The 20,648-nt window shown below is 70.9% G+C and carries 18 protein-coding genes; 10 read left to right on the forward strand and 8 right to left on the reverse strand.

Going from position 1 to position 20,648, the window contains the following annotated elements:
• The first annotated feature begins 99 nt into the window (after positions 1-99).
• The 7 genes from ABZY13_RS05745 (at position 100) to ABZY13_RS05775 (ending at position 8,710) form a co-directional block, all read left to right on the forward strand.
• A complete protein-coding gene (locus ABZY13_RS05745; RefSeq protein WP_356627603.1) occupies positions 100-1,263 on the forward strand; it encodes a mandelate racemase/muconate lactonizing enzyme family protein in 1,164 nt (387 codons plus the stop codon).
• Positions 1,260-2,264, forward strand: a complete 1,005-nt coding sequence (locus ABZY13_RS05750) for an alcohol dehydrogenase catalytic domain-containing protein (protein WP_356627604.1) — start codon at positions 1,260-1,262, stop codon at positions 2,262-2,264. The genes ABZY13_RS05745 and ABZY13_RS05750 overlap by 4 nt, the downstream gene beginning before the upstream one ends.
• A 244-nt stretch (positions 2,265-2,508) precedes the next feature.
• The gene (locus ABZY13_RS05755; RefSeq protein WP_356627605.1) at positions 2,509-3,474 is read left to right on the forward strand and encodes a hypothetical protein; all 966 of its coding nucleotides are present in this window, start codon (positions 2,509-2,511) and stop codon (positions 3,472-3,474) included.
• 87 nt (positions 3,475-3,561) lie between these two features.
• Positions 3,562-4,674, forward strand: a complete 1,113-nt coding sequence (chvE, locus tag ABZY13_RS05760; protein WP_356627606.1) for a multiple monosaccharide ABC transporter substrate-binding protein — start codon at positions 3,562-3,564, stop codon at positions 4,672-4,674.
• 43 nt (positions 4,675-4,717) lie between these two features.
• A complete protein-coding gene (gene mmsA, locus ABZY13_RS05765; protein WP_356627607.1) occupies positions 4,718-6,268 on the forward strand; it encodes a multiple monosaccharide ABC transporter ATP-binding protein in 1,551 nt (516 codons plus the stop codon).
• A complete protein-coding gene (gene mmsB, locus ABZY13_RS05770) occupies positions 6,265-7,509 on the forward strand; it encodes a multiple monosaccharide ABC transporter permease (RefSeq protein ID WP_356627608.1) in 1,245 nt (414 codons plus the stop codon). Before mmsA ends, mmsB begins: the two co-directional genes overlap by 4 nt.
• Before the next feature lie 55 nt (positions 7,510-7,564).
• The gene (locus tag ABZY13_RS05775; protein ID WP_356627609.1) at positions 7,565-8,710 is read left to right on the forward strand and encodes an aldose epimerase family protein; all 1,146 of its coding nucleotides are present in this window, start codon (positions 7,565-7,567) and stop codon (positions 8,708-8,710) included.
• A gap of 166 nt (positions 8,711-8,876) precedes the next feature.
• Here the strand turns inward: ABZY13_RS05775 and ABZY13_RS05780 are convergent, their stop codons facing one another.
• Positions 8,877-10,313 (reverse strand): family 43 glycosylhydrolase, encoded by a 1,437-nt coding sequence (locus ABZY13_RS05780; RefSeq protein ID WP_356627610.1) that lies wholly within the window; start codon positions 10,311-10,313, stop codon positions 8,877-8,879.
• On the reverse strand, positions 10,295-11,278 hold the full coding sequence (locus tag ABZY13_RS05785) for an arabinan endo-1,5-alpha-L-arabinosidase (protein WP_356627611.1): 984 nt from the start codon (positions 11,276-11,278) through the stop codon (positions 10,295-10,297). Before ABZY13_RS05785 ends, ABZY13_RS05780 begins: the two co-directional genes overlap by 19 nt.
• Positions 11,279-11,829: 551 nt before the next feature.
• Here ABZY13_RS05785 and ABZY13_RS05790 point away from each other — a divergent pair.
• Positions 11,830-13,056 (forward strand): hypothetical protein, encoded by a 1,227-nt coding sequence (locus ABZY13_RS05790; RefSeq protein ID WP_356627612.1) that lies wholly within the window; start codon positions 11,830-11,832, stop codon positions 13,054-13,056.
• Here ABZY13_RS05790 and ABZY13_RS05795 read toward each other — a convergent pair whose 3' ends face one another.
• Positions 13,057-13,995, reverse strand: a complete 939-nt coding sequence (locus ABZY13_RS05795) for an NADP-dependent oxidoreductase (protein ID WP_356627613.1) — start codon at positions 13,993-13,995, stop codon at positions 13,057-13,059.
• 132 nt (positions 13,996-14,127) lie between these two features.
• On the opposite strand from ABZY13_RS05795, the gene ABZY13_RS05800 reads away from it, so the two are divergent.
• Positions 14,128-14,538, forward strand: coding sequence for a helix-turn-helix domain-containing protein (locus ABZY13_RS05800; protein WP_356627614.1), 411 nt, complete (start codon positions 14,128-14,130; stop codon positions 14,536-14,538).
• Here ABZY13_RS05800 and ABZY13_RS05805 read toward each other — a convergent pair.
• From ABZY13_RS05805 to ABZY13_RS05815, 3 genes are all read right to left on the reverse strand, one after another.
• Complete coding sequence (locus ABZY13_RS05805) at positions 14,516-15,664, reverse strand: HEAT repeat domain-containing protein (RefSeq protein WP_356627615.1); 1,149 nt, start codon at positions 15,662-15,664, stop codon at positions 14,516-14,518. The genes ABZY13_RS05800 and ABZY13_RS05805 overlap by 23 nt on opposite strands.
• A gap of 6 nt (positions 15,665-15,670) precedes the next feature.
• Positions 15,671-16,366 (reverse strand): HEAT repeat domain-containing protein, encoded by a 696-nt coding sequence (locus tag ABZY13_RS05810; protein WP_356627616.1) that lies wholly within the window; start codon positions 16,364-16,366, stop codon positions 15,671-15,673.
• A 309-nt stretch (positions 16,367-16,675) separates the two neighbouring features.
• Positions 16,676-17,137 carry an Rrf2 family transcriptional regulator gene (locus ABZY13_RS05815; RefSeq protein WP_356627617.1) on the reverse strand — a complete coding sequence of 154 codons (462 nt, stop codon included), beginning with the start codon at positions 17,135-17,137 and terminating at the stop codon, positions 16,676-16,678.
• A gap of 184 nt (positions 17,138-17,321) precedes the next feature.
• On the opposite strand from ABZY13_RS05815, the gene ABZY13_RS05820 reads away from it, so the two are divergent.
• On the forward strand, positions 17,322-17,984 hold the full coding sequence (locus ABZY13_RS05820; protein WP_356627618.1) for a DUF4232 domain-containing protein: 663 nt from the start codon (positions 17,322-17,324) through the stop codon (positions 17,982-17,984).
• A 39-nt stretch (positions 17,985-18,023) separates the two neighbouring features.
• Here the strand turns inward: ABZY13_RS05820 and ABZY13_RS05825 are convergent, their stop codons facing one another.
• Positions 18,024-19,541: an alpha-N-arabinofuranosidase gene (locus ABZY13_RS05825; protein WP_356627619.1), complete on the reverse strand. Its 1,518-nt coding sequence runs from the start codon at positions 19,539-19,541 to the stop codon at positions 18,024-18,026.
• A 123-nt stretch (positions 19,542-19,664) separates the two neighbouring features.
• Entirely contained in the window at positions 19,665-20,633 is a 969-nt protein-coding gene (locus ABZY13_RS05830) for an arabinan endo-1,5-alpha-L-arabinosidase (RefSeq protein ID WP_356627620.1), read from the reverse strand.
• Positions 20,634-20,648 lie beyond the last annotated feature (15 nt).

Below are 20,648 nucleotides of genomic sequence, written 5' to 3' on the forward strand. Positions count from 1 at the left end.
ATTGACACCCCCGCCGTGCGCTCCTTACTGTCACGCCAGCATTTCGAACGAGTGCCGAAATCTCGAACAGAGTCGACGTTCTCTCAAGGGGCAACTGCCGTGCGCATCACCGGAATCAGCACCCACGTGGTCGGAACGCCCTGGCGCAACCTGACCTACGTCCAAGTGCACACCGACGAGGGCCTCACCGGAGTCGGCGAGACCCGGATGCTGGGTCACACCGACGCCCTCCTCGGCTACCTGAAGGAGGCCGAGGTCAATCACATTCTCGGCTCCGACCCCTTCGCCGTGGAAGACCTCGTCCGCCGTATGAAGTACGGCGACTACGGCCGGGCCGGGGAGATCGTGATGTCCGGCATCGCCGTGATCGAGATGGCCTGCTGGGACATCAAGGGCAAGGCCCTCGGCGTGCCCGTGTGGCAGCTGCTCGGCGGCAAGGTGACCGACAAGGTCAAGGCGTACGCCAACGGCTGGTACACCACCGAACGCACCCCCGAGGCGTACCACAAGGCCGCGCAGGGCGTCATGGAGCGCGGATACCGGGCGCTGAAGATCGACCCCTTCGGCACCGGGCACTTCGAGCTGGACCACCAGCAGACGATGTACGCGGTGTCGCTGATCGAGGCCGTGCGCGACGCCATCGGCCCCGAGGCCGAGCTGATGCTGGAGATGCACGGCCGCTTCTCCCCCGCCACGGCCGTGCGGCTGGCGAACGAGCTGGCGCCGTTCAAGCCGGCCTGGCTGGAGGAGCCGGTGCCGCCGGAGAACCTCAAGGCGCTGGAGAAGGTCGCCGCGAAGGTCGACATCCCGGTGGCGACGGGCGAGCGCATCCACGACCGGATCGAGTTCCGCGAGCTGTTCGACAGCCAGGCCGTCGACATCATCCAGCCGGACGTCGGCCACCTCGGCGGCATCTGGGAGACCCGGAAGCTGGCCGCGACCGCCGAGACCCACTACATGCTGGTCGCCCCGCACAACGTCGGCGGCTCGGTGCTGACCGCCGCCTCCCTCCAGGTCGGCTTCACCTCGCCGAACTTCAAGATCCTTGAGCACTTCAACGACTTCGCGGACGCCGAGATCAAGAAGGTCGTCAAGGGCGCCCCGCAGGTGAACCCGGAGGACGGCTGCTTCCACCTCTCCGACGCCCCCGGCCTCGGCGTGGAGCTGGACACCGACGCCGCCGCCGAGTTCCCGCAGCAGCAGGCCCGCTTCGACCTGTGGGCCGAGGGCTGGGAGCAGCGCAAGCCGAAGGCCGCCAAGTGAGCACGGCCGTCGTCGTCCAGGCACCCGGCGAGCACCGGCTCGTATCCCACGAGCCGCGCCCGCCGGAGGCCGGCGAGGCCCTGGTGCGGGTGCACGCGGTGGGCATCTGCGGCAGCGACCGCGAGGTCTACCAGGGCAACCGGCCCGAGGGCTACGTCCGTTACCCGCTCACCCCGGGCCACGAGTGGTCCGGCACGGTGGAGGCGGTCGGCGCGGGCGTGCCCGAGGCGCTGGTCGGCCGCAAGGTGGTCGGGGAGGGCTTCCGCAACTGCCAGGTGTGCGACCGCTGTCACGCGGGCGAGACCACGCTGTGCACGCACGGCTACGAGGAGACCGGCTTCACCCAGCCGGGCGCGATGGCCGCCACCCTCACCCTCCCGGCGCGGCTGCTGCACCCCCTGCCCGACGACGCCGACCTCACCGCCGCCGCCCTGCTGGAGCCGGCCGCCTGCATCGCCGCCGCCGCGCTGAAGGCGAACGCCCGGCCCGGCGAGCGGGTGGCCGTCGTCGGCACCGGCACCCTCGGGATGTTCGCGGTGCAGTTCCTGCGCGCGACCTCCCCGGCCGAGCTGCTGGTGGTCGGCACCCGCCGGGACCGCGAGGCCCTGTCCCTGGGGTTCGGGGCCACCGGCTTCCGCACCAAGGACGAGGAACTCCCCGGCGGCTTCGACGTCGTCGTCGAGACGGCGGGCTCCGCGGACGCCGCCCGCACCGCCGCCGCCCTGCTGCGGCGCGGCGGCCGGCTGGTCCTGACGGGCATCCCGGCGCCCGGCGCCGACGGTCTGGACCCGACGGACCTGGTCGTACGGCAGCTGGAGGTGCACACCGTCTTCGGGGCGCCCCCGGACGCCTGGTCGCACACCGTCCGGGTGTTCGCGGCCGGACTGCTCGACCCGGCGCCGCTGGTCACCCACGAACTGCCGCTCACCGAGTTCACGCAGGCCATCGACCTGGTGGGGGCCGGCGATCCCAAGGTGGGCAAGGTGCTCCTGCGGCCCTAGGGGTGTCCGGCGCCCCGCCCTCACAGCCGTACGCCGGTACGGGGGCGACCCGACGGCCTCCGTGCCGGCGTACATCCAGCCCTCCTTCCAGCCCACCCCGACCCTCCACGCCTCGACGCGCGAACCTCGTCCGATGTCCCGGCCGGCCCGGCATCCCGACGCGACGGACTTCCTGACACGACGGACCTCCCGGCGCGACGGACTCCCGGCCGGCCCGGACATCACGAACACCGAAGGACACCTTGTGACCGACCCTTCCGCCCCGGCAGCCCGCAGGCCCGGCGAGCAGGCGCTCGCCGCACTCGGCCTGGGCGCTCCCGCCCTCGACCCCGCCGACGCCTCGCCGCACGCCTTCCCCGACGGCGGCCGCTGGCGCACCGAGATCCCCTCGTGCGAGGGTCCCGAGGCGCTGGCGGTCGTCCTCAAGGAGGCCTCCCGCCTGGACGTGCCGATCCACCGCATCAGCCAGGGCAGCGGCGTGTGGATGCTGACCGACGCCGAGATCACCGAGATGGTCGAGGCGACCGCCGAACGCGACATCGAACTCTGCCTGTTCACCGGCCCCCGCGGCACCTGGGACATCGGCGGCTCGACCCGGACCGACTCGCGCGGCGCCGGACTGCGGGCGCGCGGCCACGACGCGGTCGCCGGCTGCGTCGAGGACGCGGTGCGCGCGACCGAACTGGGCGTCAGGTGCCTGCTGGTCGCCGACGAGGGCGTGCTGTGGACGCTGCACCGGGCGCGCGAGGCGGGGATCCTCCCGGCCGACACGACGCTGAAGGTGTCGGCGCTGATCGGCCCCGTCAACCCGGCCGCGTTCGCGGTGTACGAGCGGCTGGGCGCGGACTCGGTCAACGTGCCCAGCGATCTGACGCTGGATCACCTCACCGAGATCCGCCGGGTGTCCGCCGCCCCGATGGACATGTACATCGAGGCGCCCGACGACCTCGGCGGCTACGTCCGGATGTACGAGGTGGCCGAGCTGATCCGGCGGGGCGCGCCGCTCTATCTGAAGTTCGGCCTGTCCAAGGCCCCGGGCATCTACCCGTACGGCGCCCACATGCGGGACCTGACCCTGGACACGGCCCGGGAGCGGGTGCGGCGCGGCCGGCTCGCCCTGGACCTGCTCGCCCGGCACGGCGCGGACGGCGACATGGCCGCGCTCGGCAGCCGATTGCCGGGAAAGCTCGACCGGTTCGAAATCTCGTAACGTTCCGGCAACGCCCTCACCACAAGACCGCACAGCGGCGCACACTTTCCCACACCTCTTGCCCTGCACACATCAAGGATGATGACCATGCGCAACCGCAGAGCCGCACTCGCCTCCCTGGCCACCGCAGCCTCCCTCGCCCTCACCCTCTCCGCCTGCGGGCAGAGCAGCGAGGGCGGCAGCGAGGAGGGCAAGGGCGGCAGCGAGGGCGCCACCATCGGCATCTCGATGCCCACGAAGTCCTCCGAGCGGTGGATAGCCGACGGCGACAACGTGGTCAAGAACCTGGAGGCGAAGGGCTACGAGACCAAGCTGGTCTTCGGCGAGGACAAGCCGGACCAGCAGGTCTCGCAGATCGAGAACATGATCGCGCAGGGCGTGGACGCGCTGATCGTCGCCGCGATCGACAACAAGTCGCTGAACAACGTCCTGCAGCAGGCCAAGGACGCCGACATCCCCGTGATCTCGTACGACCGTCTCATCCTCGGCACCGAGAACGTGGACTACTACGCGTCGTTCGACAACGAGAAGGTCGGCGAGCTGCAGGGCACGTACATCGTCGAGCAGCTCGGGCTGAAGGACGGCAGCGAGAAGGGGCCGTTCAACCTGGAGCTGTTCGCCGGCTCCAACGACGACAACAACACGCGCTACTTCTTCCAGGGCGCGATGAACGTCCTGCAGCCGTACATCGACAAGAAGCAGCTCGTCGTCCGCTCCGGCCAGACCGAGCTGACCCAGGTGACCACCCTGCGCTGGGACGGCGCCACCGCGCAGCGCCGCATGGACGACATCCTCACCAAGTCCTACAAGTCCGAGAAGGTCGACGCGGTCCTCTCGCCGTACGACGGCATCTCCATCGGCATCCTGTCGGCGCTGAAGTCGGACAACTACGGCTCCAAGAGCAAGCCGCTGCCGATCGTCACCGGGCAGGACGCCGAGGTCGCCTCGGTGAAGTCGATCATCGCGGACGAGCAGTCGATGACCGTCTACAAGGACACCCGCGAGCTGGCCAAGGTGTCCGCGAACATGGTCGACGCCCTGCTCAACGACAAGAAGCCCGAGGTCAACGACGAGAAGACCTACGACAACGGGTCGAAGGTCGTGCCGGCGTACCTGCTGGAGCCGGTCAGCGTGGACAAGGAGAACTACCAGGAGGCCGTCGTCGACTCCGGCTACATCGAGGAGAGCGACCTCAAGTAGCCCCACCTCCCACCGTCCGCACCACTGACTGGAAGGCACGACCATGGCGGGACCCGTCCTGGAAATGCGCTCGATCGTCAAGACCTTTCCCGGCGTCAAGGCGTTGTCGGACGTCACTCTGGCGGTCCGTCAGGGCGAGGTCCACGCCATCTGCGGGGAGAACGGCGCCGGCAAGTCGACCCTGATGAAGGTCCTCTCCGGCGTCCACCCGCACGGCAGTTACGAGGGCGAGATCCTCTTCGAGCAGGAGGTCTGCCGCTTCAAGGACATCCGGGCCAGCGAGCAGCACGGCATCGTGATCATCCACCAGGAGCTGGCCCTGGTGCCGTACCTGTCCATCGCGGAGAACATCTTTCTCGGCAACGAGCACGCCTCCCGCGGCTTCGTCAACTGGAACGAGACGCTGCGGCACGCCACGCAGCTGCTGCGCCGGGTCGGTCTGGACGACCACCCGGAGACCCGCGTCGCCGACATCGGCGTGGGCAAGCAGCAACTGGTGGAGATCGCCAAGGCGCTGGCGAAGAAGGTGAAGCTGCTCATCCTCGACGAGCCGACCGCGGCGCTCAACGACGAGGACAGCGGCAAACTCCTGGACCTGATCCTGGAGTTGAAGAAACAGGGCATCACCTCGATCATCATCTCCCACAAGCTGAACGAGATCCGCCGGGTCGCCGACTCGGTGACCATCCTGCGCGACGGGCGGTCGATCGAGACCCTCGACGTGAAGGCTCCGGAGACCACCGAGGACCGGATCATCAGCGGCATGGTCGGCCGCGACCTCGACCACCGCTTCCCCGAGCGCACCCCGCACGAGCCGGAGGCGGGCGCGGCCCCGGCCCTGGAGATCCGCAACTGGACCGTGCACCACCCCATCGACCGGACCCGCAAGGTGGTCGACGACGTGTCGATCAGCGTCCGGCGCGGGGAGATCGTCGGCATCGCGGGCCTGATGGGCGCCGGCCGCACCGAGCTGGCGATGAGCGTGTTCGGGCGGACCTACGGCCGGTACGCGGCGGGCACGGTCCTCAAGGACGGCCGGGAGATCCGGACCCGGTCCGTCGCCGACGCCGTCGCGCACGGGATCGCGTACGTCACCGAGGACCGCAAGCACTACGGGCTCAACCTCATCGACACCATCAACCGGAACATCTCCCTGACCGCGCTGGACAAGGTGGCCCGGCGGGGCGTGGTGGACGAGCACGAGGAGCGGCAGGTCGCCGAGGGCTTCCGCAAGTCCATGAACATCAAGGCGCCCACCGTCTTCGAACCGGTGGGCAAGCTGTCCGGCGGCAACCAGCAGAAGGTCGTCCTCAGCAAGTGGATCTTCGCCGGTCCCGATGTGCTGATCCTGGACGAGCCGACGCGCGGCATCGACGTCGGGGCGAAGTACGAGATCTACACGGTCATCGACCGACTGGCCGCCCAGGGCAAGGCGGTCGTCTTCATCTCCTCCGAGCTGCCGGAGCTGCTCGGCATGTGCGACCGCATCTACACGATGGCGGCCGGCCGGCTGACCGGTGAGTTCTCGCGGGCCGAGGCCTCACAGGAATCGCTGATGCGTCAGATGACGAAGGACAAAGAGGTAACCCGATGAGCACCGATGTGACCGCCAAGACGCCGGCCCCGGCGCCGCCCGGCAAGGGCGGCGCGGCCTCGGGCGCCGGCCTGCTGCAGCTGATGCTGGACGGCATGCGCCGCAACATGCGGCAGTACGGCATGCTGATCGCGCTCGGCCTGATCGTGGCGCTGTTCGCGGTGCTCACCGACGGGGACCTGCTGCTGCCGCGCAACGTCTCCAACCTGGTGCTGCAGAACAGCTACATCCTGGTCCTCGCCGTCGGCATGATGATGGTGATCATCGCGGGCCACATCGATCTGTCGGTCGGCTCGCTGACGGCGTTCGTGGGCGCGTTCGCCGCCGTGCTGACCGTGCAGCACGACATCCCCTGGCCGGCCGCCGTGGTGCTGTGCCTGCTGGTGGGCGCGGTGGCGGGCGCGGTGCAGGGCTTCTTCATCGCCTACGGCGGCATACCGTCGTTCATCGTCACCCTCGCCGGCATGCTGATCTTCCGCGGCTTCACCGAGATCCTGCTGGAGGGCCAGACCCTCGGCCCGTTCCCGGAGGGCATGCAGAAGCTGGGCAACGGCTTCCTGCCCGAGACCGGCCCGGAGACCAACTACCACAACATCACGCTGCTGCTCGGCCTCGCGCTGATCGTCTTCGCGGTGCTCCAGGAGGTCCGGGACCGCAAGCGGCAGCAGGAGTTCTCCCTCGAGGTGCTGCCGCGCAACATCTTCCTGCTCAAGCTCGTCGCGATCGTCTCCGCGATCCTCGTCGTGACCCTGCTGCTCGCCAGCTACAAGGGCGCGCCGATCGTGCTGCTGATCCTCGGCGTGCTGGTGGTCGGCTACGGCTACGTCATGCGCAACGCCGTCTTCGGCCGTCACATCTACGCCATCGGCGGCAACCTGCCGGCGGCCAAGCTGTCCGGTGTGAAGGACAAGAAGGTCACCTTCCTGGTCTTCGTGAACATGGGCGCGCTCGCGGCCCTGGCGGGCATGGCGATCGCCGCCCGCCTCAACGCGGCCTCGCCGAAGGCGGGCCTGAACTACGAACTCGAGGCCATCGCCTCGGCGTTCATCGGCGGCGCGTCCATGAGCGGCGGCGTGGGAACCGTCCTCGGCGCGATCATCGGCGGCCTCGTCCTCGGCGTGCTGAACAACGGCATGAACCTCCTCAACGTCGGCACCGACTGGCAGCAGGTCATCAAGGGCTTCGCCCTGCTGGCCGCGGTCGGGTTCGACGTGTGGAACAAGCGCAGGGTCGGTTCGTAAGTCGCTCGGGCCCCGCTCCGAAGGAGCGGGGCCCCTTCTCTTCCAGGAGCCGCACATGGAACTGAGCAGACGTACCGTCATCGCCGGGGCGGCCGCCGCCGGTGTCACCGCCGCGATGAGCGGCACCGCACACGCCAGGGGAGGGCACAGGCCCGTGAAGGAACTCTTCGGCACGCTCGCCGACGGGACCGAGGTGCATCGCTGGTCGCTGGAGAACGGCGGCACGCGGATGAAGGTCCTCTCCTACGGCGGCATCGTGCAGTCACTGGAGGTCCCGGACCGGCGCGGCCGGTACGCCAACGTGTCGCTGGGCTTCGACGACCTGGCCGACTACGTCGCCTCCAGCCCGTACTTCGGCGCGCTGATCGGCCGGTACGGCAACCGCATCGGCAAGGGCCGCTTCACCCTGGACGGCACGGAGTACCAGGTCTCCGTCAACGACGGCGAGAACAGCCTGCACGGCGGGGCGCAGGGCTTCGACAAGCGGGTCTGGGACGTCGAGCCGTTCACCGAGGGCACGGACACCGGGCTGCGGCTGCGCCACACCAGCGCCGACGGCGAGATGGGCTACCCGGGCACGCTGCGCACCACGGTGACGTACACCCTGACCCGGTCCGGCGACTGGCGCATCGACTACGAGGCCACCACCGACCGGCCGACCGTCGTCAACCTCACCAGCCACGTCTACTTCAACCTGGCCGGCGAGTCGAGCGGCACGGTGTACGACCACGAGCTGTCCATCGCCGCCTCCCGCTACACGCCGGTCGACTCGGGCCTGATCCCCACGGGCGAGCGCGCGCGGACCGCGGGCACCCCGTTCGACTTCCGCCGGGCCAAGACGGTCGGCGAGGACATCCGGGCGCCGCACCAGCAGCTGCTGTACGGCCAGGGTTTCGACCACAACTGGGTCCTCGACAAGGGCATCACCGCCCGGCCCGAGCACGTCGCCACCCTGCGCGACCCGCGTTCGGGCCGCACGATGCGGATCGCCACCACCGAGCCGGGCCTCCAGTTCTACTCGGGCAACTTCCTCGACGGCACGCTCGTCGGCACCGGCGGCTCGGTCTACCGGCAGGGCGACGCACTGTGCCTGGAGACCCAGCACTTCCCGGACTCGCCCAACAAGCCGTCGTTCCCGTCCACGGTGCTGCGCCCCGGCCAGACCTACCGGTCGACGACGGTGCACTCCTTCGACGCGTGAACGGTCAACGCCCTCGACGCGTGAGCTGAACGGCGGCCCACCCGCCTCCGTATGCACGGGTGGCCCGTGCTCCCCCGCACGGGCCACCCGGAGGCGGAGGCGACCGGGTGGCCCGGCGCGCCCGCCTGGCCCGTCCCCGCGGGGACGGGCCAGGCGGGCTGAGCCCCTACACCGGGTTCAGCCGCCACTGCTGGCAGCCGTTGTTCAGCCACGTCCACTGCCGTACGTCGGCCGCGTCCGCGGTGGAGCAGTCCGCCACGTCGGCGACCTTGCCGGAGGCCTGGTTGACGATCCGGACGTGCCCGGAGTCCGTGGCGACGAACCGGAACCGCTGGCAGGTGTTGTCGAGCCAGCCCCACTGCCGCAGGTCGGCCCCGTCGGCGGCCGAGCAGTCGGCGGTGTCGAGGACCTTGCCGGTGGCCACGTTCAGCAGCCGGTGGGTGTCGTCGCCCAGGTCCTCCAGCCGCCAGCGCTGGTGGGCGCCGCCGTTGCAGGCGTACTGCTGCACATTGGCGCCGTCCGCCGTCGAACCGCCCGCCACCTCCAGGCACTTGCCGCTGTTGCGGTTGGTGAGGGTGTACGTCCGCTGCACCCCGGACGGCTCGCCCGACGGCCCGGCCAGGGACGCCCCGAGCGCGACCGGCGTGCCGAGGTTCGGCGTGCCGTCCGCGTTCCAGGTGAACTTCTGCGCCCGCGCGGTACGGCCGTTGTCGCAGCCCTCGGAGGCGGCGTCGTTGGCGTGGTAGACGATCCAGCTCTCCGCGCCGTCGGGCGAGGTGAAGAAGCCGTGGTGACCGGGCCCGTACACGCCCGCCGCGTCGTTGCGCTGGAAGTCCGGGGTGGACTTCTTCGTCCAGGACGCCGCGGACAGCGGGTCGGACCCGGTGAGGGTGAGCCGCCCGAGCTTGTAGTCCGGGGTCCAGCAGCCGCTCGCCGAGAAGTACAGGAAGGTCCTGCCGCCCCGCTGGAGGATCTCCGGCCCCTCGTTGACGGGCGCGCCCGACCGCTCCCACGCGTGGGTGGGCGTGGAGACGGTGGAGAAGGACCCGCTGACGGTGTACGGGTTGGACATCCGCGCGGCGACGATGTTCTGCGTGCCGTTGGCGTGGGTGCTGCCGAAGACGTACAGCCGGCCGTTGATGGTGGCGACCGTCGGATCCAGCATCCAGGCGGAGTTGAGTTGGCCCCGGTAGGTGTACGGCCCCATGGGGTCGGAGCCGGTGCTCTCCAGGACGTGACTGCGCTGGGTGGGGTTGTAGTCGGACACGTTCTGCCCGGCGACGTAGTACAGGTACCAGCGGCCGTTGAGGTAGTGCAGTTCGGGCGCCCAGATGTTGCAGCACCGCGAGGCCGCGTCGCCCTGCCAGACCTGGACGCTCGGCGCGGTGGACAGCCCGGCCAGGGTGGCGGACTTGCGGATGGTGATGACGTCGGTCCAGCTGGTGGAGACCAGGTAGTAGTTGCCGGAGTGGTGGACGATCCAGGGGTCGGCGCCCTTCTGGGCCTTGACCGGGTTGGCGAACGAGGCCGCGCTCGCGGAGGGCTGTCCGACCGCCAGGGCCAGCAGCAGCGCGGCGAGCAGGGTCAGTAGGCGACGGGCCATCCGGAGCTCCAGTTCAGGAGGTTGACGCCGAGCTTCGGAGTGCCGTTGTCCTGGCCGTCGTAGTAGTGGTAGACGATCAGGTCGCCGTCGACGTCGTTCATGATCGACTGGCCGCCGGGGCCGATGTAGCGGCCGTGCGACTCCAGCACCGGGGTGCCGCCGTTGTTCATCATGCTGACGCCGTTCTTGTCGTAGTACGGCCCGGTGACCCTGGTGGCCCGGCCGACCTTGACCTTGTACGTGGAGCCGGTGCCGGCGCAGCAGGTGTCGTACGAGGCGAACAGGTAGTAGTAGCTGCCCCGCTTGACGATGTACGGCGCTTCGACGGCCTTGGTCCCGGTGGGGCGGGAGGCGAGGGAGTAGCGGGTGGTGTTGGTGGAGAGCTGCTTTCCGGTGGACGGGTTGATCTGGATCATCTTGATCCCGGTCCACCAGCTTCCGAACGACAGCCACCACTTGCCGTCGCTGTCGACGAACAGGTTCGGGTCGATGGCGTTGAAGTCGCTGGAGGAGCTGGAGCTGTAGACGATGCCCTGGTCGCTCCACGAGCCCGGGAGGCCGGTGGTGGAGGTGGCCAGTCCGATGGCCGAGGTGTTGGAGCCGAACTTCGAGACGGAGTAGTACAGCAGGTACTTGCCGCCGTGGTACGAGATGTCCGGTGCCCAGGCCTCCGGCACGGAGGAGTAGGTCGACCACCAGCCCGGCCGGCTGGAGAAGGCGTCGGCGCCCGCGCTGAACGCTGTGCGGTTGCTCGACGTCTTGCTGGCGATGCCGCCGCCGGTGGCGTAGAGCAGGTACTGCCCGGACGAGGTGCGGATCATCGTCGGGTCGTGCGTGACGACGGACCCCGTGACGGTGCCGGGGTTCGGGTACGCCGACGCGCTGGTCGGCACCAGCGCGAGGAGGAGTGCTGCGGGGAGGGCGAGGAGGAGGCGGGGCGTGCGGGGGGTTCTTGTGCGGCTCATGGGGACGCTCCCGTTCTGGATTTCGAACAACGATCGTCACTGCGAACGGAACGTAGAATCGAACCCCTTGCGCGTCAATGGTTCGCGCAACGGCGGAACGACATCGGGCTCGGGCGGGACAACTGCCGGAAGGTTGAGCCCTCTTGACGAGTGGCCGATACATCACACTGGAACACACGTACGGTTATCACTCGTTGACGAATTGCGCGCCCCTCACGCCCGGAGAACGCGCCCACCTGCGACAACTTCCCCACCCGCGTGACAATCGGCCGTCGATTTTCGGCCGTGGTGGAACTGATTCCCCGGAGGCGCCTCGCGACGGCGGCGGCAGGAGTGACCCTCGGGACGCGCTCGACCGGCCCCCACCCGCCGGACCGTGCCTCGCAAGGGCACTGACGTCCCCCGCTTCACGGCCGTGTCCCCCGGCGGAGCCGTTCCGCGAGTGCGCAGTACAACCTTAATCAGCGGTACTGGGCCGGTATTTCCGACTCTACCGTTACGCCCGACATATCGTCACCTCGCGCGTCGCGGGGTCCGACCTGGAGGCACAGATGAAGAAAGCGATCCACCGTGCGCTCGTCCTCGCGGGCGCACTGGCCCTGCTGCCGATCATGGCGGTGTCGGCCAACGCGGAACCACCCGGCCCGCTGTCCGTCGAGGCGGTGGCGGCGATGACGCCGGAGGAACAGGCCGAGGCACTCGAGCCGTTGCGGCTGGCGGCCGACGCCGCCGCCCAGGTGGGACAGGGCGCCCGCGCGGACATCTACACGCAGGTCGAGATGGCCTCCGACTACCGCTCGGTCAACGTCTACCTGACCGACGTGGACGAGCGCGGCGCGTTCCTGGCCGCGGTCCGCAAGGTGAACCCGAAGGTGGACACGGACCTGATCAACGTGGTCCGCGGCGAGAAGTCCCGGCAGCAGCTGAGGAAGGAGATTGCGGACCTCACCGGCCGCGCCGACCTGCCCTTCAAGGTGGAGATGGCGGGCAGCTCTGTCGACGGCGGCACGATCGAACTGGCCGTGGACAAGCCCGAGGCCGCGAGAGCGTACCTCGCCTCGCCGGCCGTCGCCCGCGAGCGCGCCGACGCCGGCGGAACGGAGGTCCGCGTCAGGAGGGCGCCGCCGGCGAAGCCGCTCAGCCGGTGGAACGACACCTCCCCGTTCTACGCGGGCGCCGCGCTCGGCCCCGCGTCCGGCAGCCTGGCGCAGTGCACGAGCGGCATCCCCGCCATCAGCACGTGGGACGGACGGCAGTGGCTGGTCACCGCAGGCCACTGCTACAACGTCGGCACCCACGTCCACGCGGCCGGCGGCAACTACATCGGCCAGGTCAAGTACAAGCGGGCCGACCTGGACTCGGCGTTCATCGAGGCGCCGACCTACCGGCGCACCTGGGACGGCACCGACGCGACGGGGTACTCCCGCTACCTCAACGGCGTGCGCAACGTCGCGGTCGGCGACTTCACCTGCCAGCTCGGCTACAACTCCAAGGTCGTCTGCAACATCCGGACGGTCTACGCCGGCAACGTCTCCTGGAACGTCAACGGCACCACCGTGTGGGGGAGTTACGGCGTCCCCCACTACGGCGGCGTCGTCGGCCGGGGCGGTGACAGCGGCGGCCCGGTCATCTACATCAACGACCCCGACTCCCGTCAGCTCAACGGCATCGTGAGCGTCGGCTTCGGCTGCGGCCCCTCCGGCTGCACCACCGGCCTCGGCTGGGTCGACGTATGGTCGATCTTCAACGGGTTCGCCATCAAGCTGAACCCGTCCTGATCACGGAGTGAGGACGATCTTGCCGGTCGTCCGCTTCTCCTCGATCGCCCGGTGGGCCGCCGCCGCCTCCGCCAGCGGATACGTCCGTTGCACGCGGACGCGCAGGCGGCCCGCTTCGATGCGTTCGGTGATGCGCTCCATCGCCTCGCCGGAGGGGGCGGCCGTGACCCAGGCGTAGCGCAGCCCGCGGGCCGCCGCCCGCCGCTCGTCGGTGCCCGGGTCGATGGACGCGCCGACGAGGATGCCGCCCGGCCGCAGCACGTCCAGGGAACGCGGCCCGTAGGAACCGCCGACGAGGTCCAGGACGGCGTCCACCGGGGCGGTGGCGGACCGGAAGTCGACGTCGGTGTGGTCGATGAGTTCGTCGGCGCCCAGGTCCTCGAGGAAGCCGTGCTTGTCGGCGCGCGCGGTGCCGATGACGTACGCCCCCAGCTCCTTGGCGAGCTGCACCGCCACATGCCCCACCCCGCCCGCGGCGGCGTGGACGAGCACCCGGTCGCCGGGCCGCACCCGGGCCAGTACGGCCAGTGCCTGCCAGGCCGTGAGCGCGACGAGGGGCACGCCGCCCGCCTCCACCAGGCCGGTGTCGCGCGGCTTGCGGGCGAGCGCGGCGGCCGGCGCCACGGTGAACTCGGCGTAGGCTCCGCGCCCGGTGACGGCCAGCATGCCGTACACCTCGTCGCCGGGGACGAACCGCGTGACGCCCTCGCCGATCCGCTCCACCACGCCGGAGACGTCGTTGCCCGGCGTCCACGGCAGGGCGACCAGCTCCGGCACGCGGCCGGACCGCAGCACCGCGTCCCCCGGATTGACGCCGGCGCCGGCGACCCGCACGAGCACCTCCCCGGGCCCGGGTTCGGGCACGTCGGTCTCGACGTGGACCAGCGTCTCGGGGCCGCCGAACTCCGACTGGACGATGGCGTGCATACGGGCGGGCATCGGAACTCCTCGGCAGAACGGGTGCGGTGGCGTGCGTTTCGCGCGTTTCGCCGCGCGTCGCGCGGCGCGTTCATGGTCGGCCGGGCCGATGTCCGAACGGAAGTACGCACTTTTCTGATATCGAGGTTCCTCATGGATACCGGCTTCGATCTGAGAGAACACGGCGGCGTGGACGTCTTCCTGCGCGACTGCCCTACCCGCGCCGTGCTGGAGCTGATCGCCGGCAAGTGGACCATGCTGGTGCTGGTGGCCCTGGAGGACGGCCGCCCCATGCGCTTCGCCGAGCTTCGGCGCAGGCTGGACGGGGTGACGCCGAAGGTCCTGACACAGACGCTGCGCGCCCTGGAGCGCGAGGGACTGCTGACCCGCACGGTGCATCCGACGGTGCCGCCGTGCGTGGAGTACCGGCTGACCGGGCTGGGGCGCGAGGTGGGGGGCCTGGTGCAGACGATCACCGACTGGTCGAAGGCGAACATCGAGGCGATCGAGGCGGCGCGCAGGCGGTTCGACGAGCGCGCCGCTACCGCGCCGGGCGGATCGTGAGCACGTAGGCCGCGGTGAGCGCGACGGCACGGTCGTCGTCGTGGGCCAGGTCTTCGAGGGCGCGGGTCGCGGTGCTTCCGGGGATGTCCGCGAGCGCCTGGGTCAGCCGCCGGCGTACGGGCGCGTCGGCGGCGGCGTGGGCGAGACGGCCGACGAGCGCGGCGGCGATCCGCTCCGCCGTCTCGGGACGGCCGGCCAGCGCGCTCAGCACGTCGGCCGCGTCGACGTCGTTCGCCTCCTCCACGACCATGTCGACCAGGGCGGGGATCGCGTCGGCCACACCGCGCGCGCCGAGCGCGAGGGCGGCGTGCCGGCGGACCTCGGCGTCCGGGTGCGGGAGCGCGACGTCGAGGAGCAGCGCGGTCGGGTCGCCGCGCGGTTGCGCGGGCGGGTCGCCGTGCGGCAGCGCGGACGCCTGGCCGCCGTACGGCAGGTCGGTCGCCTCGCCGGGCGGCGGGTCGGTCGTCTCGCCCTCGTGCGGCGGCCCGGTCTCCTCCACGTCGCCGTACGGCAACTCGGCGATGGCCCGGACGGCGCGCCCGCGCACCTCGGCGGCCGGTGAGCGCAGGCCCTCCGCGAGCGGGGCCAGTGCCCCCCGGCCGCCCGACCGCGCCAGGGCCCAGCGCAGGGCGCCGGCCACGTTCGGGTCCGACTCGCCGAGCACCGCCTCGACCAGCGCCTCCACGGGCACCGCGGCCTCCGCCTCCTCGACCGAGGACAGGGCGGCACGCTGCCGCGTCCCTGCGTTCGTGGACCTCAACGCCCTCAGCAGGGCGACGACTTGGAGAACGTCGTCCCAGTCCCCCGGTTCCGCGGCGCTGATCCGGCGGAGCCGGGTGAGCAGCTCGGTCTCGGCGGCGATGCGTTCCCGGGTCTGCCGGATCAGGTCGTCCACGAGTTCCGAGGGTGTGAACCCCGGATCGTCGAGGGCCCGCCCGACGTCCCGCAGCGACAGTCCGAGCGACCGCAGGCTCTCGATGTGGAAGATCCGCCGGATGTCGTCGCCGGAGTACTCGCGGTACCCGGCGCCGCTGCGCCCCGTCGGCCGCACCAACCCCAGCGCGTCGTAGTGCCGGAGCATCCGGGCGCTGACCCCGGACAGCCGCGCCACCTCACCGATCAGCACCGTCCGTCATCCCTCCTGCCCGGCGGCCCGCCCGAGGGCGACGACGCGCTTGGCCTCCTCGACGGCGAACGCGAATCCGGCCTCGGGGTCACGCAGCAGCCGCTCCGTGGCCATCGCGTGCGCCCGTACGTCGTCGTCGCCGTCCATCCTGGCAGCGCGCAGCGCCGGCACGATCACCTCGCCGAGGGCGATCAGCGCCCGGCTGAGGCTGAGCCGCGTCTCGCGCCCGCCACGGCCCAGTTGCGAGGCGAGCACCGCGGCCAGTGCCGGCTCCTCCCCCTCGGGCACGAGCACGGCCGCCGCCCGCCAGGCGCTGCGCGCGACCTCGTCGTCGGCGTCGGTGAGCAGCGCACGGGTGAGCGCCGGCCACGCCCGCCGGTCCCCGATCTTGGACAGCGTGTGCAACGCCTGGCCGCGGGCCTGCGCCCGCCCCGAGCGCAGCTCCGCGAGCAGCGCCGGGAGCGTCAGGGACACGGGGTGGCGGGTGAGGGCCCAGGTGAGGGTGTCGCGGACGAAGAACTCGGGCTCGACCGCACAGCGTGCGACGAGCGGGCCGACGTAGCGCGGGTCGGGTTCCGCACCGACAGCCATCGCCGCCCGCAGCCGCACGGAGGGCCGGGCGTCCTCCAGGGCGCCGAGCAGACGAGCCGCGCCGGTCCCCCACCCGCGTCCCGGTTCCTGTTCCTGTTCCTGTGTGGTCATGGGACCACCTCCTCGACGCCAGTGAAGGGGTTGTCACCGTGTCAAGGTCAACCGCAGTGGCCGGCCAGGACGTCCCGCCGCCGGACGTGAACCGCGTGAACCGTTCGGGGTCGACAAGCCGGGCGCCCGGCCCTGAAGCGGCGGGGCGTGGACGGGGTTCTCCTGCCCCGCAAGCGAGCTGCACACGTCCGGCCAGGTCTCGGACGCGGCCGAGCCCCGTCCTTTTCATCTCGCGGTACCCGGGTTCCACGCCGTTCCGACGCGACGCGCTTCGAATGGATCGACAGCCGCCCCCGCCCGCCGCCGGACTCAAACGGGGTTCTCCCACGACGCCGGTTCCGCCGCCAGTTCGCGGACCGGTTCGGGGAGGGCGTCCGCGGCTATGTCGGCGATGGTGACGCCCTCCAGGATCTTGCGGACGTTGGCGCGCAGGGCGATCCACAGGGGGAGCAGCGGCTCGGCGGAGCCCTGGTAGGTCAGCCCGGTCGGGCGTTCGCCGCGTACGGAGACGATCGGTCCGTCCACGGTGCGGATGATGTCCGCGACGGTGATCTCCGAGGCCGGACGCGCCAGCCGGTACCCGCCGCTGCCGCCCCGCCGGCTCTCCACGACGCCGCCGCGGCGCAGGTCGCCGAGGATCCCCTCCAGGAACTTGTGCGGAATGTCCTGCGCGGCGGCGACCGTCTCCGCCTTCACCGGTCCCTCGTCCTGCCGTACGGCCAGCTCCAGTACCGCCCGTACCGCGTAGTCCGCCCTTGCCGAGATCCTCATGGGTCCAGGATCTCCCAGGCCGGGGTAACGGCCCAACCGGGGTGTACTGCTGCCCCGGCCGCCGGAAGGCTGTCGCAGTGTCACAGGCCTGTGCGCAAACGGCCCCCGCTCCGTGCGGGCACGCCCGTGCGGCGTCCTCCTGGGGCACTATCGCCGCAACGCAACGACTTCCGGGGGACTTCTCATGACGTACACCGTCCGTGCTCGCCGTACCGCCGCCCTACTGGCCTCCCTCTCGCTCGGCGTCCTGGCCCTGACCGCGTGTGAGGGCGGCGTCGAGGAGGACGCCGCCGCCGCTCCCAGTGCGACGGCGAGTCCGTCCCCCGGGGGCGCGGGCGACGGTGAGGGCTCCGCCACGCCCTCGCCCACCGGCGCCAACTCCGACACGCCCTCGCCGGCCGGCACCCCCTCGCCGGACGACGGCGCCGGTGACGATCAGGACGGCGGCGTCGGCATGTGCGAGACCGGTGACCTCGACTATGTCGTCACCGTCGCGGCCGCCGAGGTCGGGCACACGCTGCTGACCGCGACCAACAACGGCGGTGACCCCTGTCTGCTGGGGGCCGATGACGCGGTCATCACGGTGCCCGGGCTCGACGGGGCCGCCGAGCACATGGGGCCCGCCGGCACGGACCGGATGCTGGAGCCCGGTGACCGCGCCTACGCCGGGATCATGTTCGCGCCCCTCGGCGCGGGCGGCGGCGGGCACGACGCCGAGCAGGTGGAGATCGCGCTCAACGCCTCCGAGAGCCCCGTGACGGTGCCGATCGGCGGTGGCCCGGTCGTCGTCGACGACGGCAAGGTCACCAGCTTCTTCGGCACCGCCGAGGACGCGCTCTCCTACTGACCGCCCGCTCACGATGGGCGGATCACGAGGACCGGCGGATCAGGAGGACAGGCGGATCACGTTCCAGGACAGGGGTTCCAGGCTCGTGGTCAGCCGGCCGTTCTCGATCGTCGTGCCGGTGGTCTCGTGCGGGGTGACGCGGTCCGGGTCGGTGAGGGTGTTGCGGGCGTCCGGGTCGGGATCCGAGAGGACGCTGTGCTCGACGACCGACGTCACGTCCAGGCCGGCCAGGGCGACCTCCAGCGGCAGGGACTCCGTACGGCTGCGGTTGACCGCGAAGACCGTGACCGTGCCGTCCTCCGCACGGACCGCCGTGGCGTGCAGCAGGTCGGCCTCGCCGTACTTCTTCGTCTCGTACGTCGGGGAGTCCACGCGGACGTCGAGGACCTCGCCGCGGCCGTACTTCGACGCCTGGGCGAACGGGTAGAACGTCGTCTGCCGCCACGCCGGTCCGCCGGGCTCCGTCATGATCGGGGCGATCACGTTCACCAGCTGCGCCAGACAGGCCACCGTGACGCGGTCCGCGTGGCGGAGCAGGGCGATCAGGAGGGAGCCGAAGACCACGGCGTCGGTGACGCTGTAGTTGTCCTCCAGGAGGCGGGGGGCCTCCGGCCAGTCGTCCTGTTCGAACGTCGTCGCCTGCTCCTGCCAGCGCGACATGTACCAGACGTTCCACTCGTCGAAGGAGAGGTTGATCTTCTTCTTGGACTTCAGGCGCGCGCCGACGTGGTCGCAGGTGGCGACGACGTTCTCGATGAACGACTCCATGTCGACCGCCGACGCCAGGAAGGAGTCGACGTCGCCGTCCACCGGTTCGTAGTACGCGTGCAGGGAGATGTGGTCGACCAGGTCGTACGTCTCCTGGAGGACCGTCGCCTCCCATGCGGCGAAGGTCTCCATCGACTGGCCGGAGCTGCCGCAGGCGACGAGTTCGAGGGCGGGGTCGATCTGGCGCATCGCGCGGGCCGTCTCGGCGGCGAGGCGGCCGTACTCCTCGGCGGTCTTGTGGCCGGTCTGCCAGGGGCCGTCCATCTCGTTGCCGAGGCACCACAGGCGGATGCCGTACGGGTCCTCGTCGCCGTGCGCCACGCGCAGGTCCGACAGGGCCGTTCCCCGGCGGTGGTTGGCGTATTCCAGGAGTTCGATGGCCTCCGCGACGCCGCGCGTGCCGAGGTTGACCGCCATCATCGGCTCCGCCTGGGGGCCGATCTTGCGCAGGAAGTCGATGTACTCGGACAGGCCGAAGCGGTTGGTCTCCGTGGAGTGCCACGACAGGTCGAGGCGGCGGGGGCGGTCCTCCACGGGGCCGACGGAGTCCTCCCACTTGTAGCCCGAGACGAAGTTTCCGCCGGGGTAGCGGATGGCGGTCACGCCGAGTTCGCGGACGAGTTCCAGGACGTCGGTGCGCAGGCCCGCGGCGTCCGCGGCGGGGTGGCCGGGCTCGAAGACGCCGGTGTAGACGCAGCGGCCGAGGTGTTCCACGAAGCTGCCGAACAGGCGGGGGTTGACTTCGCCGACGGTGAAGGCGGGGTCGAGGGTGAAACGGGCGGTGCGCATGTGGTCCTTCCGAATCCGGTGGTGTCTCTCGTCATCTGCGAGGGGGAGAGCGGGGGTGGTGGTGGGGTGAGTGCGGGGCCGGGCGCGGTCGTCCGCGGGCCCGGCCCCACCTGGGCCGTACGCCTAACGGACGACCGGCCAGCCGTCCTTCGTCCAGTCCAGCCTGTTCAGGCCCAGCTTCGGGGTGCCCTGGTCCTCCGCGTCGTAGTAGTGGTACGCCAGCCAGTCCCTGCCCCGGTCGCGGAAGACCGACTCCCCGCCCGTGCCGACGTAGCGGCCGTGGCCGGCGAGGAGGAGGTCGCCGCCGCCCTCCAGCATCGGCTTGCCCGTGCTGTCGGTGTAGGGGCCGGTCACCGACGTCGAGCGGCCGACGCGGATCTTGTACGTGGAGTTCACGCCCGAGCAGCAGGCGTCGTAGGAGGCGAAGAGGTAGTAGTGGGCGCCGTGCCTGACGATGTACGGGCCCTCCACCGCGTACGGGGCGTCGGGGCGGGTCGCCAGGTGGTGGACCTCGGCGTCCGGCACCGCCTTGCCGGTCTCCGGGTCGAGTTCGACCATGCGGATGCCGGTCCAGTAGGAGCCGAACGCCATCCACAGCCTGCCGTCGGCCTTGACGATCGCCGGGTCGATGGCGTTCCAGTGGTCGGTGCGCTCGGAGGAGAAGACCTTGCCGTGGTCGGTCCAGGAGCCGGGCAGGCCGGTGCGGGAGGTGGCCACGCCGATCGCGGAGTGGTTGCTGCCCCACGAGGAGACCGAGTAGTAGAGCCAGTAGCGGCCGTCGCGGTAGGAGATGTCCGGCGCCCACGGGTCGCCGGTGGCGTTGTACTCGTACCACCAGCTCGGCGGCTCGGCGAAGGCGTTGCCGGAGTCGTCCCAGTGGACGCGGTCCTCGGAGAGGCGGGCGCCGATGACGCCGCCGGTGGAATAGGCCACGTAGCCGCCGGACTTGAGGCGGATGACCGTGGGGTCGTGGATGATCTCCTGGCCGGTGATGTCGACCGGGTCGGGATGGGCGGCGTCGGCCGTGGCCGTGGTCGGCAGCAGGGCGACGAGGGCGGCGGCGAGGACCGTCGCGATGCGCGTGGACTTCAACTGGGTCTCCTGGAA

It is taken from the genome of Streptomyces sp. NPDC006610 (assembly GCF_040611575.1).
GTDB lineage: Bacteria > Actinomycetota > Actinomycetes > Streptomycetales > Streptomycetaceae > Streptomyces.

Coding starts and splice junctions, on each gene's coding strand:
- ABZY13_RS05810 (WP_356627616.1), bottom strand. CDS start 16,366: ATGACCACACAGGAACAGGAACAGGAACCGGGACGCGGGTGGGGGACC.
- ABZY13_RS05790 (WP_356627612.1), top strand. CDS start 11,830: ATGAAGAAAGCGATCCACCGTGCGCTCGTCCTCGCGGGCGCACTGGCC.
- ABZY13_RS05775 (WP_356627609.1), top strand. CDS start 7,565: ATGGAACTGAGCAGACGTACCGTCATCGCCGGGGCGGCCGCCGCCGGT.
- ABZY13_RS05780 (WP_356627610.1), bottom strand. CDS start 10,313: ATGGCCCGTCGCCTACTGACCCTGCTCGCCGCGCTGCTGCTGGCCCTG.
- ABZY13_RS05795 (WP_356627613.1), bottom strand. CDS start 13,995: ATGCCCGCCCGTATGCACGCCATCGTCCAGTCGGAGTTCGGCGGCCCC.
- ABZY13_RS05825 (WP_356627619.1), bottom strand. CDS start 19,541: ATGCGCACCGCCCGTTTCACCCTCGACCCCGCCTTCACCGTCGGCGAA.
- ABZY13_RS05820 (WP_356627618.1), top strand. CDS start 17,322: ATGACGTACACCGTCCGTGCTCGCCGTACCGCCGCCCTACTGGCCTCC.
- ABZY13_RS05800 (WP_356627614.1), top strand. CDS start 14,128: ATGGATACCGGCTTCGATCTGAGAGAACACGGCGGCGTGGACGTCTTC.
- chvE (WP_356627606.1), top strand. CDS start 3,562: ATGCGCAACCGCAGAGCCGCACTCGCCTCCCTGGCCACCGCAGCCTCC.
- ABZY13_RS05815 (WP_356627617.1), bottom strand. CDS start 17,137: ATGAGGATCTCGGCAAGGGCGGACTACGCGGTACGGGCGGTACTGGAG.
- ABZY13_RS05785 (WP_356627611.1), bottom strand. CDS start 11,278: ATGAGCCGCACAAGAACCCCCCGCACGCCCCGCCTCCTCCTCGCCCTC.
- mmsA (WP_356627607.1), top strand. CDS start 4,718: ATGGCGGGACCCGTCCTGGAAATGCGCTCGATCGTCAAGACCTTTCCC.
- mmsB (WP_356627608.1), top strand. CDS start 6,265: ATGAGCACCGATGTGACCGCCAAGACGCCGGCCCCGGCGCCGCCCGGC.